At 66.8% G+C, this 16,642-nt stretch carries 13 protein-coding genes; 8 read left to right on the top strand and 5 right to left on the bottom strand.

Annotation, left to right across the window (positions count from 1 at the left end; translation table 11 throughout):
* Window positions 1-100: 100 nt before the first annotated feature.
* The 4 genes from V6N07_RS17345 to V6N07_RS17330 all read right to left on the bottom strand — a co-directional run bounded on the left by V6N07_RS17345 (window position 101) and on the right by V6N07_RS17330 (window position 4,523).
* Window positions 101-1,123 carry an SDR family oxidoreductase gene (locus V6N07_RS17345; RefSeq protein WP_371158118.1) on the bottom strand — a complete coding sequence of 341 codons (1,023 nt, stop codon included), beginning with the start codon at window positions 1,121-1,123 and terminating at the stop codon, window positions 101-103.
* A 73-nt stretch (window positions 1,124-1,196) separates the two neighbouring features.
* Entirely contained in the window at window positions 1,197-1,607 is a 411-nt protein-coding gene (locus V6N07_RS17340; protein ID WP_371158116.1) for a response regulator, read from the bottom strand.
* Between the two features lie 9 nt (window positions 1,608-1,616).
* The gene (locus tag V6N07_RS17335; protein ID WP_371158115.1) at window positions 1,617-3,077 is read right to left on the bottom strand and encodes a sensor histidine kinase; all 1,461 of its coding nucleotides are present in this window, start codon (window positions 3,075-3,077) and stop codon (window positions 1,617-1,619) included.
* A gap of 141 nt (window positions 3,078-3,218) precedes the next feature.
* A complete protein-coding gene (locus tag V6N07_RS17330) occupies window positions 3,219-4,523 on the bottom strand; it encodes a replication initiation protein (RefSeq protein WP_371158113.1) in 1,305 nt (434 codons plus the stop codon).
* A 540-nt stretch (window positions 4,524-5,063) separates the two neighbouring features.
* On the opposite strand from V6N07_RS17330, the gene V6N07_RS17325 reads away from it, so the two are divergent.
* From V6N07_RS17325 to V6N07_RS17290, 8 genes are all read left to right on the top strand, one after another.
* Window positions 5,064-6,470, top strand: coding sequence for an AAA family ATPase (locus tag V6N07_RS17325; protein ID WP_371158112.1), 1,407 nt, complete (start codon window positions 5,064-5,066; stop codon window positions 6,468-6,470).
* Window positions 6,470-7,519 (top strand): ParB/RepB/Spo0J family partition protein, encoded by a 1,050-nt coding sequence (locus V6N07_RS17320; protein ID WP_371158110.1) that lies wholly within the window; start codon window positions 6,470-6,472, stop codon window positions 7,517-7,519. Before V6N07_RS17325 ends, V6N07_RS17320 begins: the two co-directional genes overlap by 1 nt.
* Window positions 7,520-7,558: 39 nt before the next feature.
* Window positions 7,559-9,250, top strand: a complete 1,692-nt coding sequence (locus V6N07_RS17315; protein WP_371158108.1) for a mechanosensitive ion channel family protein — start codon at window positions 7,559-7,561, stop codon at window positions 9,248-9,250.
* A gap of 76 nt (window positions 9,251-9,326) precedes the next feature.
* Window positions 9,327-10,094, top strand: a complete 768-nt coding sequence (locus V6N07_RS17310) for an NAD(P)H-hydrate dehydratase (protein ID WP_371158106.1) — start codon at window positions 9,327-9,329, stop codon at window positions 10,092-10,094.
* Window positions 10,095-10,184: 90 nt separating this feature from the next.
* Window positions 10,185-11,039, top strand: coding sequence for an SDR family oxidoreductase (locus V6N07_RS17305; RefSeq protein ID WP_371158104.1), 855 nt, complete (start codon window positions 10,185-10,187; stop codon window positions 11,037-11,039).
* A gap of 77 nt (window positions 11,040-11,116) precedes the next feature.
* On the top strand, window positions 11,117-12,664 hold the full coding sequence (locus V6N07_RS17300; RefSeq protein WP_371158102.1) for an alpha-amylase family glycosyl hydrolase: 1,548 nt from the start codon (window positions 11,117-11,119) through the stop codon (window positions 12,662-12,664).
* Between the two features lie 111 nt (window positions 12,665-12,775).
* Window positions 12,776-13,558 (top strand): SDR family NAD(P)-dependent oxidoreductase, encoded by a 783-nt coding sequence (locus V6N07_RS17295; protein WP_371158100.1) that lies wholly within the window; start codon window positions 12,776-12,778, stop codon window positions 13,556-13,558.
* Window positions 13,555-14,373 carry an alpha/beta hydrolase gene (locus tag V6N07_RS17290; protein WP_371158098.1) on the top strand — a complete coding sequence of 273 codons (819 nt, stop codon included), beginning with the start codon at window positions 13,555-13,557 and terminating at the stop codon, window positions 14,371-14,373. The genes V6N07_RS17295 and V6N07_RS17290 overlap by 4 nt, the downstream gene beginning before the upstream one ends.
* 8 nt (window positions 14,374-14,381) lie before the next feature.
* Here V6N07_RS17290 and glgX read toward each other — a convergent pair whose 3' ends face one another.
* Window positions 14,382-16,445, bottom strand: a complete 2,064-nt coding sequence (glgX, locus tag V6N07_RS17285) for a glycogen debranching protein GlgX (RefSeq protein ID WP_371158096.1) — start codon at window positions 16,443-16,445, stop codon at window positions 14,382-14,384.
* Between the last annotated feature and the right edge of the window lie 197 nt (window positions 16,446-16,642).

The raw sequence follows: 16,642 nt of genomic DNA, 5'->3' as shown, positions 1-16,642 counted from the left end.
ACGGTGGTGATCGTCGTCATGAAAGTGCCTCCTTGGCTTGGAGCCACAACGGAGGCGCGGTGGCGGTGGTTCCATCACCCTTGCGTCACCGCGCACGCCGTCACCGGCGGGCGATCCGGTCGCCCGTGGCCTCGGCCCCGGCCTGGATCGCACGGCCCAGCACCATGCCGGCAAACAGCATCGCCGCCGCTCCCCCGAACAGCGCGAACTTGCGGGCGAAATCGCCGTCGACGATGATCCCGTCATCCTCGGCCCGACCGTCGAAGGTGCCGTGGGCCGTCGACGGATAGGGGGCGGGCCCGTCCAGGTTGTCGCGGTCATGGGGTGCCGGGCGGTCGTCCTGCTGTGCCTCGACACCCATTTCGGTCAACTGCGCCTCGACCGTGTTCGGGAACAGCATGTTGCCCGCCATCAGCTTGAGCACGGATCGCCCGACGAGGATCTCGCGCGCATTGGTGTCGATCGCGCGCAGCACGGCGCGGGCCGCGACCTCGGGCTGATAGATCGGGGGCGCGGGCTGGGCGTGGTGGTCCATCCGGTTGCGGGCCCATTCGAACTGCGGCGTATTGACGGCGGGCAATTGCACCATCGACAGGGTCAGCGGACGCTTGTCGCGCAACAGCTCGATCCGCAGCGCCTGCGTGAAGCCTTCGATCGCGTGTTTCGCCCCGCAATAGGCGGCCTGATTGGGGACGGAGGTATAGGCAAGGCCGGATCCGACATTGACGATATTGCCCCGCGCCATGACGCGCAGCGCCGCGCGACAGCCGTTGACGGTGCCAAGATAGGTGGTTGCGGTGATCTTGCCGAACTCCTCCGCGTCGACCTTGTCGAAGGGCGAGAAGCTGGTCAGCATGGCGGCGTTGATCCAGATCTCGGGCACGCCGAAGTCGGACAGGATGTCATCGGCGGCGGCCTCGACCGCGGCGGCATCGGACACGTCGACGGACCGTGTCCAGACGCGATCCCCGAACGCCTCCTTGACGGAATCGAGGCGGTCCTGCCCCCGCGCAAGGACGGCGACGTTCCATCCGCGGTCGATCAGGGCGTCGAGGGTGGCGCGGCCGACACCGGCGGTGCCGCCCGCGATGACGGCCACGGGGCTGTGGGAAAGGCTGGGCATCTGAAGATCCTGCATTCTGGTTGAATTGCAGGCAAACGCCGGGGGCCCCCTGCGGGGTTCCCGGCGGGTTGTGCTACACGGTGTCGCCGTGGCACACCTTGGCGAGTGCTGCGGTCAGACGTCCGCTCAGCAGGGGTTTGCCGATGATCGCCACGGGCGACAGGCTGTTGAGGCGCGCGACGCGGGCCTCGTCGATGTTGCCGCTCAGGAAGATGCAGGGCACGTCCAGTTCCTCGCGCAGCCAGCGCGCCGCGTCCTCGCCGCAGTCGCCGCCGCGCAGGCGCAGATCCATCAGGACGACATCGGGCCGCGCCGTGCGCGCCGCCGCCTGGCAACTGTCGACGTCGACGGCCATTCCGACCACGGAATGCCCCGCTTCTTCGATCTGGATTTCCAGATCCATGGCGATCAGGACCTCGTCCTCGACGATAAGCACGTCGAGCGAGGCATCGCTGTCGGGTTTCGGGGCGGAATCGGACGACAAAACGGACCCTCAGTCTTTCAATGGTACGCGCACCAACACCCGATGCCCCGGGCCGGGTCCGCCCTGCGACGTCTTGCCATCGGAAAAATCCGCCGGACCTTCCTGCATGGTGGCGCCCAGCTGCATGACCATCGACGCGATGATCCGGGTGCCGAGGCCCTTGCCGCTGCTGCCCTGCTTGCCGATACCGTCGTCCTGCACGGTCAGCGCCATGCCCTCGTCCGTCGCCTCGCAGGTAACCTCGACACATCCGTCGACGCGGTCGCCGAACGCATGCCCGAAGGCATTCGCCACCAGTTCGTTGGTCAGCAGGGCCAGGCTGATCGCCTTGTCGGTCGAACAATGCAACGTGTCGGAACGACAGGTCACCTTGCCCTGCGTGCTGGCCTGAAGGGTGTCGCACAGATCGGCAAGGTAGCCGCCGATCTCGACGGTCGTGACCTGCCCGGTCTTGTAGATCATCTCATGAACCGAGGCGACGGCCCGCACGCGGCTGGCCGCGCCCTGCAGGCGGCTGCGGGCCTCGTCGCCCACGGCGGCATGCGCATCGAGGTTCAGGATGGACGACACGATCTGCAGGCTGTTCTTGATGCGGTGGTTCACCTCGTCGAGCAGCAGCTGCTTCTGTTCCAGAAGGCGGTCACGCTCCGCGATGGTCGAGGCCAGCGCCTCCTCGCGCCTGCGGGCCGTGGTCACATCCATGCTGATGCCGACGAACCGGGCCGGATCGCGCGGATCCTCGCGCACGAGGTCGCCACGCAGACGGACCCATCTGATGTCCTCATCCGGAATCTGCATCCGGTATTCGACATCGACCGGCGTGCCCGCGGGCGCATCCTCCAGCGAGGCGAATGTTTCGATCAGGCGGGCCCGGTCCTCGGGCAGGTAGCGATTGATGAAGGGTTCCGCCGACGTGACGCCGGGCGTGGGGGGCAGGCCGAACATCCGGCTTTGCGCCTCGGACACGATGGCCGTCCCTTCCGAGGGACAGAACTCCCAGAAGGCGATGTCGGACAGGTTGTCGACCAGCGCTTCGCGAATGTTGGCATCGCGGGCCGTCGTCACCTCGCTGGTGATGTCCATGCTGTTCTGCAGGATGCCGGTGATCACCCCGTCCTGCATCAGCGGGGCATGCGTGATGCGCCACCAGTGGTTGACATAGCGCCCCGGCTGCGTGCGGTCCGGGATCGCATAGCGGACCTCCAGCGTATCGGTCCTGCCATCGGCAAGCACCCCCTGCATCGACAGAAGGACCCGCTGAAACCCGTCGTCGGGATCGTCCGGGTTCGGCGGGAAGGCTTCGAAGACGTTCAGCCCGAGGAGTTCCTGCTCCGTGGCGCCCGTCATCCTGCAATAGGCGGTGCTGACCGCCTGAACGACGAGATCACGATCGAGGATCAGGTAGGAGTGCTGCGTCGTCTCGAGTATCACCCTGGTCGTCAGGTCGAGCGGAGTCTGAAGATCTGTCATAGGGCGCCCTCCCCGAAATGGCATTACGCATTCGGCGCTGCGGCCGGCCGACTGATTCGCTCGCCTACGGGACGTTAGCCAAGAACGTTCTGCTGGTGAAGTTGCAACTTGACGGCATGCCTGCCTGGCCCCCGAACGGGATCATTCCCGGGCAAAGGCCTCCGGCTCCATCTCTTCCCAGAAGGCGGCGATTGCCGGACCGTTCAGGGCCGACCGCCATCCGCGGGTGGCGAAATCCTCCCGCGCAAGGTCATCGTCGATCCGGCTCAGGAACATGCGTCGCGCGGCGTCTCGTTGTGTCGGGGTGCGCGCCTCGACCAATGCCAGGATACGGGTCAACCGGTCCCGACGGGCAAGGCGCTCCGCCTCGCGGGCATCGTCCTCGGCATCCCGCCTGCGGGCCTCCTCTTCGGCGCGGGCGCGGGCCTCGGCGATGGCGGCCTCCTCCTCGGGGGTCGGTGGTTTGGGGCCGGCCTCGTCCGAGGTCCAGCCACCGGCAATCGCGGCCGAAAGATACCGCGCGGGATTGCGCACTCCCTCGCGCCCCGCGACCATGGACAGAAGGTCGGTCACGCGCTCCTCCCCGTGCTCGGCGATCCATTGGCGGGCCAGGCGGTCGGCCACGCCCATGTCGCGCAGGCGGGCATAGACATCGGTGGCCCGGACCGCCCCGCCATCGTCCAGATCCATCAGGCCCAGCTGCGGGTTCTCGGCGATCCTGAACCGGATCGCCGCGACCGCCCTGCCCTCGCGCCGGGTTTCCGGCGTCAGGATGATGTTCGACGTGGCATTCACCTCGGCCACGGATGGTTTGATGATCTTGGCGTTCAGATGCTTGAACGTTTCGTAATAGGCACTGTCCCCGACACCCATCAGGCGCCGGAACAGGGGCATGTCCCACCAGCCGGTGCTGCCGACCCGGTGAAAGCGGTAGCAGTTCTCATAGAGCGCAAGCGCGTGGCCGGAGGTGAAGCGCCGCTGGATGTTCATGTTGATCAGGGCAAAGACCGCCGGATCATGCAGCTTTTCGGCAAGGGCGGGCGAATAGGCATATTCGCAGACGCCATCGACCAGCTTGGCAAAGGACAGCAGCGACGAGACCCCCCATTCCTGCCGCCCCTGCCCGTCCAGCATGTCCCATTCGGCCGTCGTCTCGGCCAGGGACCGCAGCGCGTCCTTCAACGTGGCCGTGTCGTTGGAATTGTAGCCCGCCATGAGGCACAGCGTGCGCGCATCGATCCGGTGGCTGGCCCGGGCGGTCAGGTGGTCATAGGCATTGAGCAGCAGCACGTTCGACAGCTTGCGTTGCAGCAGCGACAGCTTGCCCGAAACATGGATGGCGGCCACGTTCTTCTTGACCGAGTCGCGGCGCAACGCCCCGTGCAATGCGTCACGCGGGATGTCAGCCCGGCTTGCCTTGCCCGCCCCGGATAGATTGCGCGCCATATCGTCCCTCGCCTGCCGATACGCCCTTATGCCATCAAAGCACCTTGCCGCCAATCCCGCGCGGGTGCCTTTCGCAGAACACCGCCTGCGCCCCAAAGGGTACCTGTTTGCGGGATAGCACGGAATCGTCCGGTGTTGCGCTTTGCCGCGATTCGGAGAACGCTGTCCCTGCAAAGGGGTTTTTCGCTTGATTAGGGACGTGTTCGCCGCCTGACGGCATGCAAGCCCCGTGAATGGGTGCCTTTCACCCCGCCCATGGGCGCCTTTTGCCCCGCAAACGGGTGCCCGTGATCCCGCGCATGGGTGCCATTGCGCCCGCTACCGGGTACCCCCTCACCAAATTGTCGAATGTTCTCCGGGGTTTGCAGCTTCCAAAGACTCTAAATCCTCCTAAAGGAAAACAAGCTTTGCGGTCTGCTTTTTCTTCGGGATTCATGGGACAGGGGTTGGTGGCACCAATCCTATTCCGCTGGCGTCCGGGATGTGCGATGTTGACGGCAACATACGAGAAAACGTGTGACATCACGGCGGAGCAGCAGAATGACCAACCGGAAACCGGACTTTCCCCCACCCCCCTATCACAACCTCGACCCCGCTGTCTGTGGTGGAAAGCTGGGCGAACCTGTCGAAACCGTCCGTTTTGCACAGGCCGCCGCGCGATCGGCCCATGGGCGCAGCGAACTGTCGAAGCGGGGGTATGCACCGGATGGCAAGAAGAACCTACGCCGGTTCTCGACATGGGAAATCTGCCGCTACCTGATCCCGCTCGCCACCGCGCATTTCCGCCGCGTGTTGAAGGCGCACCCCGATCTGCCACAGGGCGAGGGGTCCGGCGGAACGCGGTGGTTTACACTGGAGGAGGTGCTGGCCCTGCGCGAACATTTCGCGACCGAGGGCGCCAGCAACAAGGAATACAAACCCTGGCGTCCCGAAGGGGTGCAGGCCAAGGTGACGGCGGTCGCGAACTTCAAGGGCGGGGTCGGCAAGACATCGACAGCGGCGCATCTGGCGATGGCTGCGGCCCTCGACGGGTATCGTGTCCTTGTCATCGACCTCGACAGCCAGGGATCCATGACCTCGATCATGGGGGGCGACGTTCCGGACGAATGGTCGACGATCTTTCCCCTGCTGGCGCGTGACTATGCCCGCGCGGTTTCGCAGCGAAACCGGATCCGCGAGGCGGAAGGCCTGCCACCCCTGCCCCTTGATGAGACGATGACCGCCGCGCTGGACGTGAACGCCGCCGACGTCATCCAGAAGACCCACTGGCCCAACATCGACCTGATCGGCGCGCAGCTGAACCTCTATTGGGCGGAATTCCAGATTCCCGTCTGGCGGATGCAGATGCGCGACTGGCCGCTGTGGGATGCCCTGCCAAATTTCCTCGCGACCGAAGGCATTCTCGACGACTACGATATCGTCATCCTCGATACGCCCCCTGCCCTCGGCTATCTGACGATCAACGCCTTGTCGGCCGCCGATATCCTGCTGGTGCCCCTCGGTGCCTCGTTTCTGGAGTTCGATTCCACGGGTAGGTTCTTCGACATGCTACACGCCACCTTCGCCTCCATCGAGGAGGGGGATAATGCCCAACGCCGGGCGGCCGGCCTGCCGGAGCAGCGGTTCGAATGGGACGCCGTCCGCACCATCCTGACGCGATACGACGCGGGACAGCAGGCGGACATGGCGAATGTCATCCAGGCCTATTTCGACACCCTGATGTCGCCCCACCGGCAGGAGTTCACCGCCCTCGTCGGTCAGGCGGGCGAACGGGTCAGCGGCATCTACGAGGCCGATCCCCGCGACTTCAACCGCGACACCTATCTGCGCGGGCGCGATGCCTTTGATCGGACATATGCCGATTTCAAGGAGTTGCTGCTGGGCTGCTGGTGGCGCGATGCGCAGATGGCCAAGGCCGACGGGACGAAGACGGAGGAGGATATCTGATGGCCCGCAAACGCAACATCATGGCGCCAAGCGCCGAAGACCTCGCCCGTCTCGACCAGGAAACCGCGCAGGGTGGTTTCGCTGCGAAACCGCGGATCGCCCCCATCGCCCAGGTCGCCGCCGAAGCCGCCGGATCCGCCCCGGTCGAAGCTCCGGAGGAGGCCGCCCGCAATCGCGCAGATGCCACCATCCTGCGCCGTGCGCGCGCGGACGGATGGGAGGTGCGCGACCTGCCGATGGCCGAGATCCACGTGGATGCGATGTCGCGTGACCGCATGGACATGCCCGAAAGCCAGATGGAGGAACTGCGCGCCTCGATCCGGGCCAACGGCATGCGGATGCCGGTCGAGGTCACGGCGCGGCGCGGCGGTGGCTATGACCTGATTTCAGGGCTGCGCCGCCTGACGGCCAGCCGCGACATCGCCGGGCCGGACGCCACGATCCGCGCCTTCGTCCGCCCCCCGCGGACGGCGCCCGAGGCCCTCGTGGCAATGGTCGAGGAAAACGAGATCCGCGCGAACCTGTCGTCCTATGAACGGGGGCGGGCCGCCGTTCTGGCGGTGCAGGACGGCGTCTTCCCGACGATCGAGGCGGCGGTGGATGCCCTGTTCGCCACGGCGTCCAAGGGCAAGCGAAGCAAGGTCAGATCCTTCGCCCTGCTGCACGAGGAGCTGGGGGACCTGCTGGCCTTTCCCAATGCCCTGAGCGAGCGGCAGTGTCTGCGCCTGTCCGCCGCCATCAAGGCCGGTCAGGGCGGCGTCCTGCGCGCCGCACTTGCGCCCGGGCCCGAACCGGACGCCGAGGCGGAATGGGCCCTGTTGAACCGGGCATTGTCCGGGTTGGAGAAATCCGACCGCCCTGCCCGACCAAGGCCGCAGGCGGTGCCGACGCAAGGCTACATCCCGCTGTCCCGCGGGCGCGCAATCCGCCATGTGCAGGACGCCGAGGGCCACGCCATCCGGTTCGAGGGGCCGGTGGACGCGGATCTGATCGACCGGGTGATGCGGGAAATCGCCACGCGCCTGACCGGAGATGACCCGGGGGAATGAACCTTGGGAACCGGGCCGTGGCCGTCGGGTTGGGTCCGCATGACCCGCACACCCCTACCGGCCATTTCCATGGCCCCCGTCCTTGCCGCCCTGCTGATGCTGGTGCTCGCCTTTTTTCCGCGGCCCGCGCTGGCCCAGAATGCCGTGTTCGAGGTGCCGGACCTGAACGCAGGGCTGGACGCGCCCCCGGACCGGATCGACCGGCGGACCCCGCGCAGCATGATGGCCAGCTTTCTGACGGCCGCCGACCAGAAGGACTGGCTGACCGCCGCGCACCTGCTGGACCTGAACGACCTCCCGCGGGAGCGGCAGGGCTTGATCGGTCCGATCCTCGCGCGACAGCTTCATGCCGTCGTCGACCGCAAGGCCCTTCTGGATTGGTCCCTGCTGATCGACCGTCCCGACGCCCTTCAGACCACGGGACGGCAAAGCGATGCGACGGCGGGGTCGCCCCGGCGGTCCCTGCTGCTGCGTGATCTGCCGCTGGACCCGGCCCCGGCCGCGATCCGCCTGAACCGGGTTCAGGTCGAGAACGGCGGCGATCCCGTCTGGGTCTTCGCGCAGGAGACGGTCTCCAACGTGCCCGCCCTCTATGCGCGCTATGGGCCGTCGTCGTTTGAACTGGCCCTGCCGGCATCGCTGCGAAACGAGGCTTTCGCCAGCCTCATGTGGTGGGAACTTGCGGGGCTGCCGCTTTTGCTGCTGGCGGCCGTGGTCGTCGGATGGCTGGTCCACAAGATGCTGCAATATTGTTGGCGACGGGCCGAATCGCGGCTGGCGACCGGCGTGCTGCGCGCCATGTCGACGCCCTTCATCATTGCCAGCGTGACGGGCCTTGTCTGGTGGGTGACCAGCACGGTCTTCGCCTTTTCGGGGCGTATCGATTTCGTCCTGACCCCGGCAATCGCGATCGGGTTCGTGACGGCGGCCCTGTTGCTGATCGTCAACGGGGTCGAGGCCGCGCTCGACGGGTTCATGGCCCCGGGCGAGGATGTCGACCTGACCCGCGCCGAACAGGCCGAGGCACGGGCCGTGGCGACACGCTTGAACGCGATCAAGCGCGTCCTGCTGGTCGTGGTGTTCCTTGTCGGGGTCGGCATCGTCCTGTCCTCGGCCAACCTGTTCGAAAGTCTGGGCATTTCCCTGCTGGCCTCGGCAGGTGCGCTGACGATCGTCCTCGGGGTCGCGGCGCGCAGCCTGCTGGGCAATATCCTCGCCTCGCTGCAGATCGCGATGAACCAATCCGCGCGCATGGGCGACCGCATCGTCTACAAGGGTGAAATGTGCCACGTGGAGCGGATCCACATGACCTATGTCCAGTTGCGGTCATGGACCGGTACGCGGCTTGTGGTACCCGTGGGCGAGTTCGTTTCGGAGACCTTTTCGAACTGGACCCTGCAGGAGCCGGAGATGGTGCGCCTGTTGAAATTCAAGCTGGACCCCCGGATCGACATCGCCGCCCTGCGCGCGGCCTTCGATCAGGTTCTGGATGCGATGGCCGAAACAGACCTTGGCGCCGATCTCGGCGATCTGGCCGAGGCCGAGGTCAACATCACCGGTCAGGACGCCTTCGGCATCGACGTATGGTGCAGCGTGCCCTGCAAGGATCCCAACACCTCGTGGGAAATGGCCTGCACCGCCCGAGAAAAACTGGTGACCAGGCTCGTGGATCTGGAAAAGGACAGCGGCAGGCCCGTTTTCCCGGCCCATGTCTCTGCGATGGATGCCTGATCGCTTGCCGCCGCGCGGGCGCCGTGAAACCGTCGCCGCCCCCGCGTCCCCGTATCCCGCCACAGGAGGGCCCCCCGTGACCGAGACACCCCGCATCAACGTGCCCGACCTCTGGGGCGATCGCCTGCCACGGCCCACGACAGAGGGGCACAAGTACGACAGGGGACACGCCGTCCTGCTTGGTGCGCCCGAATTGACGGGGGCCACGCGCCTTGCCGCCGGTGCCTGCAGTCGGATCGGATGCGGCCTTGTCACGGTGCTGGCACGGGCGCGGGGGGATGTGTATCGCATGACCCTCGCCCCGGACATCATGGTGACCGACGCCGTGCCGGACAGCGGCGATGTCCTGCTGGGCGGGCCGGGGGGGATCGCGCCCGAGGACCTGTCGGGGATGCTGGCGGCCCGCGACATGCGCGCGCGGGTGTTCGACGCGGGCGCCATTCCGGGGCCGGACGGGTTCGACGACCTCGATGACACCTGCATCCTGACGCCCCATACCGGCGAATTCGCGCGTCGGTTCGGGTCGGCGGGGCAGGGGGCCGCGCAAAGGGTCGCCGCCGACAGCGGGGCGGTCGTCGTCCTGAAATCGGCCCGCACGGTGATTGCGGGCCCGGACGGGCGGCTGGTCGTCAACGAACACGCCAGCCCCTATCTGGCCAAGGCGGGCACGGGCGATGTGCTCGCCGGGTTGATCGCCGGATTGGCGGGGCAGGGGATGGCCCCCTTCGACGCGGCCTGCGCCGCCGTCTGGATCCACGGCGAGGCGGGGCGGCGCATCGGTCCGGGCCTGATCGCGGGCGACATCGCGGACAGGGTTCCGGCCATCCTCGGCGATCTTCTGTAGCGGCGTTGCCCGGCCGGGGGGGGCGTGCGGAACAAACCTCTGCCCGCCCGTGTTCATCCCGCAACGCAGACCCTGCAACGGAGATTGACCATGAACGCCCCAACCATTCCCGCCCAATCGCAAGATTCCATGCCCGCCGACGAACACAAGATGGATCCGGCCCCCGACTATGCCCCCCGCCACCCCGGTGTCGGCAAGCTGAAGGGCAAGGTTGCCCTGATCACGGGCGGGGACAGCGGCATCGGCCGGGCGATTTCGGTCCTGTTCGCCCGCGAAGGTGCCAAGATCGCCATCGCCTATCTGGAAGAAGACAAGGACGCGCAGGAAACCAAGCGTCTGGTCGAGGAGGAAGAAGGCTCCGAAGCCCTGCTGATCCCCGGTGACCTGGGCGTGAAGGCCAACTGCGACGCCGCCGTGAAGGCCGTGATCGAGGAATATGGACAACTCGACATCCTGATCAACAACGGCGCACAGCAATGGCTGGACAAGGATTTCGCCAGCCTCGAGGAAGACAAGATCGACCGCATGATGGCGTCCAACATCAAGGCCTACATGCATACGACACAGGCCGCGCTGCCGCACCTCAAGGAAGGGGCGAGCATCATCAACACGTCGTCGGTCAATGCCTTTGCGGGCATGGGCGCGCTGATCACCTATTCGATGACGCGCGGTGCGTCGCTGGCGTTCTCGCGCTCGCTGGCCTCGAACCTCGCGGAAAAGGGGATCCGGGTGAACTCGGTCGCGCCCGGCCCGATCTGGACGCCGTTCATTCCCGGCACCATGCCGGCCGAGCAGGTCGAGGATTTCGGCTCCGGCACGCCACTGGGCCGCGCGGGCCAGCCGTGGGAGGTCGCGACCGCCTACCTGTTCCTCGCCAGCAGCGATGGCAACTACTACACCGGTCAGACCCTGCACCCCAACGGCGGCATGGTCGTAGGCGCCTGATTTCGACCTATATCCAAACAGACGGCGCGTCCGGACCCCCGGGCGCGCCGTTTCTCGTTCGCCCCAAGGAGCCGCCCATGACCGACCGCCCCTCGTCCGACCGCCGCTGGCCCGACGCCCCCGTCATCTATCAGATCTATCCCCGCTCATTCCGGGACACGACCGGCAGCGGGATCGGTGATCTGAACGGGATCGTCGAGAAACTGCACCACGCGGCGGACCTTGGTGCCGATGCGGTCTGGCTGTCGCCGTTCTATCCCTCGCCTTGGGACGACGGGGGATATGACGTTGCCGATCACATGGCGGTGCATCCCGCGCTCGGCACGATGCAGGATTTCGATCAACTGGTGGCACGGGCCCATGACCTTGGCCTCCGGGTGATCATCGATCAGGTGTTCAACCATACCTCGACCGATGCGCCGTGGTTCAAGCGTTCGGTCGCGGGGGATCCGGTCTATTCCGACTACTACGTCTGGGCGAACCCCAAGCCGGACGGCACGCAACCCAACAACTGGCTGTCGCAGTTCGGCCCCCCCGCCTGGACCTGGAACCACATCCGGCAGCAATATTATTTCCACAACTTCACGTCCAAACAACCCAGCCTGAACCTGCGCAATCCCGATGTGCAGGCCGAGCTGCGCACCATCATGCGGTTCTGGCGCGACAGGGGCGTGGACGGGTTCCGCATCGATGCGGTGACCTCGCTGCTGTTCGACCCGTCGCTCAAGGACAATCCGGTCGCGGCGCCCGAGGTGCGCGACAAGGTCAGCGGCGAGAATTTCGTCCCCTATACCTATCAGGATCATGTCCATGACCTGCTGCCCGGCGATGGCATCGATTTTGTCTCCAACCTGCGGGAATGGGCGGGCGAGGACGCGTTCATCATCGGGGAAGTTACCTCTGGCAACCAATCGATCGAACTGTGCAGCCGACTTGCCACGGACGGGGGGCTGGATGCGGCCTATGCGACCGACCTGCCCGAATCCGGGGCCACGGCGCAGGCCTATGCCGATATCCTGACGCGGGCGGATGCGCCGGGTCAGATCGGCTGGTGGCTGTCGTCCCACGATCAGCCGCGCCACCTTGGCAAGGCGGGCGACGGCTCTGCGCATGATGCGAAATTCCTGGCCCTCGTTCTGGCCACCGCGCCGGGCACGGTGCTTCTGTATCAGGGCGAGGAACTGGGCCTGACCCAGCCCGAACTGCCGCGCGCGGCGGTCACCGACCCTCTGGACCTGCTCTACTGGCCCGACGGGCCGGGGCGGGAAGGCGCACGCGTTCCGATCCCGTGGGCCGAAGGGGGCAATCGGGCCTTCACGACCGGAACGCCGTGGTTGCCGATGACATGGCCCGAAGGCGCGTCGGTCGCGGTGCAGCACATCGACGAGGGCAGCGTCCTGCGGTTCTACCGCGCCGCCTTTGCCCTTCGCCGCGACCGGATGGGCGATCTGACCCTGTCTGACTGGTCCCGGGACGGACAGATCATCCGCCTGACCTATCCGGATGCGCGCGTCGTCCTGAACTTCGGCCCCGAGGCGGCCAGCATCGACGGCACCCCGGATTTCGCGTCGGTCCCGATGGACGGCGAGATGCCGGGCCGGTCGGCGGGAATCTGGCTGCGCTGATCTGTCCTGTCGGCGCGCACGGACCCGAATGGCCCGCCGCGCGTTGAGCGGCGACCGGGGCAGGGGGGCATCATGCCCGACCGCCCCGAATGCCATACAGGAGACGACAAGATGGATCTGAAGATCAACGGCAAACGCGCCCTCGTGACCGGGGCGACCGGCGGGCTGGGCGAACAGACCTGCCAGTTTCTGGCCGACGAAGGGGTGGAGTTGTTCCTGTCCGACCTCGACGGGGACGAGACCGCGAAGGTCGCGGAGAAATTCGGCGCGGGCCACGCCGCCGCCGACGTGTCCACCGTCGAAGGCTGTGAGGCACTGGTCAAGGCGGCCGGGACCGATTTCGACATCTGGGTCCACGCCACCGGCGTGACGGGCGGCAAGGGCGATCCCCTTCAGATGTCCGAGGAGGAATGGAGCGATGCGCTGAACATCGATTTCCTGTCCGCCGTGCGCCTGGCCAAGCACCTGTGCCCGCCGATGATCGACCGCGGTTGGGGCCGGGTGGTGTTCGTCACGTCCGAAAACGTGGCGCAGCCCTACCCGGAGGAGACGGTCTACAATTCCGCCAAGTCGGCCCTGCTGAGCTTTGCGAAATCCATCGCCATGCGGCACTCCAAAAGCGGAATGCTGGTGAACTGCGTCGCCCCCGCCTTCATCGAGACGCCGATGACCGACGGCATGATGGAAAAGCGCGCCGAGGAGGAGAACGTCTCCTTCGACGAGGCGGTGGAAAGCTTTCTCAAGGAAGAGCGCCCGTATCTCGTGCTGGGCCGTCGCGGCAAGGCCGAGGAAGTGGCCGCCGTCATCGCCATGCTGTGCAGCGATCGTGCGTCCTTCGTGACCGGTGCAAACTGGCGCGTTGATGGCGGCGCGGTCGGGTCGATCAACGTATGATCACCGACATGGACGCCCTGCGCGCGCATATCGCGGCGCATCCCGTCGAGGGGTCGCCCGATGACAAGCGCGCAGGTTTCGCGGCCCTCGCCCCCGCCGGTCCGGCGGGGCGCAGGGTGCGGATCGGCGGCGTGCCTTGCACCGTGCAGGGGCCGCAGGACGGCGCGCCGGTCCTGTGGCTGCACGGTGGGGGGCTGGTCTTTGGCGATGGGGCGACCCATGCGGCGATGACCGCGTGCCTGGCAATGGGCTGCGACCGCCCCGTGATCTGCCCCGACTACCGCCTTGCGCCCGAACATTCGTGGCCCGCGCCGCTGGAGGATGTTCTGGCCGTTCTCGACGCCTTGCCCGGCCCGGTCGACGTGGGCGGGGACAGCGCGGGGGGGCAGCTGGCCCTGTTGGCCGCGCTGCGCAGGCCGGGGCAGGTGCGCAGGCTGGCGCTGATGTCGCCGAACACCGACCGGACGGGGGCCAGCACCACGCGGACCCGCGATACGGATGCGATGAACGATGACGAAGGCGACAGGGCCCTGGCCGAACTGGCGTTCGGGCCCGATCTTGCGTACCACCCCGATGCCTCGCCGCTGGGCGCGGACCTGTCGGGCCTGCCGCCCGTCTGGATCACCGCCGCCACCAACGAGATCCTGCTGGACGACAGCCTTCTGTTGATCCGGGCGCTTGGCCGGGTGGGTGTGCCCGTCACGGCCGAGATCCGTCCGGGCCTGTGCCACCTCTGGCCCCTGTGGGGCGATACCCTGCCCGACGGGCGCGCAACCCTGCGGACGGCGGCGGCCTTCCTGACCGCCGCCGGCTAGGGGGCCGGTCAGGTCAGGTTGCGCGTCAGGACCTGAACCGATTGCCAATCGACCTGCCGGGGCCCGGTGACGACCGCATCGCAGGCCACATCGGCCAGCGCGGTGTCCAGACGCAGGTGCCACTCCCCCTCGGGCAGGGCAAACGTGCAGGCATCGCCCGCGTTCAGCAGGATCAGGACCTGTCCGCCGCCGTCCATGCGCACCAGCTTGGCCATGCAGGCCAGGCCCGCATCGGCCCAGTCGCCCTCGGTCATCTCGCGGCCTTCGGGGTGCAGCCAGCGTGCCGCATGCACGTCGCCATCGACGTCCGCGCGCACGAACCGCGGGGTGATCAGTTCGGGCAGGGCATGGCGCAGGCCGACGATGGCGGCCACCGCCTCGGTCAGATCCTCGCGCGCATTGTCCCAGTCCAGCCACGCGATCTCGTTGTCCTGGCAATAGGCGTTGTTGTTGCCCTGCTGGCTTTGCCCGAACTCATCGCCCGCCAGCAACATCGGCACGCCCTGCGCCATCATCAGGGTGGCGATCATGCCCTTCGCGCGGCGCATCCGCGCCTCGGTGATGGCGGGGTCATCGGTCGGCCCCTCGGCGCCCAGGTTGTGGGACAGGTTGTTGTCATGCCCGTCGCGGCCATCCTCGCCGTTGGCCTCGTTGTGCTTGTTGTCGTAGCTGACCGTATCCCACAGGGTAAAGCCGTCGTGGGCGGACACAAAGTTGATCGAACTGGTGGCGGGGCGGTGCGAATGGTCGAACTGCGTCGGGCTGCCGGCCAGACGTTCGGCCACGCGCGGGAGCAGCCCCTCGTCGCGCCGCCAGAAGGCGCGGATGTCGTCGCGGGCCTTGTCGTTCCATTCGCGGAACGGCCACGGAAAGCCCCCGACCTGATAGCCGCCGTCACCGATGTCCCACGGCTCCGCGATCAGCTTGACGCCGGACAGGACGGGGTCCTGCCGGATGGCGGCGAAAAAGGCGCCCTCCCTCTCGAACCCCTGCGATTCGCGGCCGAGGGTCGAGGCCAGGTCGAAGCGGAAGCCGTCGACATGCATCTCCTGCACCCAGTAGCGCAGGGAATCGAGCACCATGCGCAGGACCATGGGATGCGCCACGTTGACCGTGTTGCCGGTGCCCGTCGTGTCGAAGCAATGACGCGGATCGTCCCCCGACAGGTAGTAGCTGGCGTTGTCGATGCCGCGGAACGATAGGGTCGGGCCGTTCTCGTTCCCCTCGCAGGTGTGGTTGTAGACGACGTCCAGATAGACCTCGATCCCGGCGTTGTGAAACCGGTCGATGGCATTCTTCATCTCGGCGATTTCGCCCGATTGCAGGTAGGGGGCATGGGGCGCGAAGAACGACAGGGTGTTGTAGCCCCAGTAGTTGCCCAGCCCCTTGTCGATCAGGTGCCTGTCGTTGGCAAAGGCATGCACGGGCAACAGTTCGATCGCGGTGACGCCGATCCGGGTCAGATGGTCCAGCACCGGATCCGAGGCGAGGCCCGCAAAGGTGCCCCGGTCGGCCTGTGCCACGCCGGGGTGGCGCATGGTCAGACCCTTCACATGCGCCTCGGAGATGACGACGTTGCGCCAGCGGTGGCGCAGCTGATCGCGGGCGGACCAGTCGAAGGTGCTGTCGACCACGACGCCCTTGGGGACGAAGGGGGCGGAATCGCGGGTGTCGAAGCTCAGATCATCCTGCCCGATGGTATAGCCGAAGACCGCATCATCCCATTGGATCCCGCCGCGCAGCTGGCGTGCATAGGGGTCCAGCAACAGCTTGTTGGCATTGAACCGGTGTCCCTGTTCGGGCGCATATGGCCCGTGCACCCGGTAGCCATAGACCTGACCCGGCGCGATGTCGGGGACGAAGCCGTAATGCACGCCGCCCTCCATCTCGGGCAGGGGGGTGCGCGACAGTTCGGTCTTGCCGTTGGGGTCGAAGAGGCACAGCTCGATCCGGTCGGCATGGTCGGAAAAGATCGCGAAGTTGGTTCCGCCGTCCCGGTATGTCGCCCCAAGGGTATCGGGGCGCGCGATGGATTGGTCGAAGGACAGCGTGGTCCGGTCTTTGCGTGTCATCGTGGGTCAGGGCCTGTGCGGTTGCTGTGCGTGGTGCGGTTTTCGGGTGGAACTGGGGCGGGGTTCGTGGGGCCGCGGCCCGTGGGGGTGGTCAGGATAGCGCCCTTGAACGGTCAATCGATGGATGAGCCGCATTGATCGGCATTCGCCTCACGCGTGTCTACCAAGGCGAAGCATCCGGGCGCAGCTTTTGTTCC

The sequence above is a fragment of the Jannaschia sp. 2305UL9-9 genome, from assembly GCF_041403465.1.
Lineage (GTDB): Bacteria > Pseudomonadota > Alphaproteobacteria > Rhodobacterales > Rhodobacteraceae > Jannaschia.
This window is presented reverse-complemented; position numbering and strand designations above follow the sequence as displayed.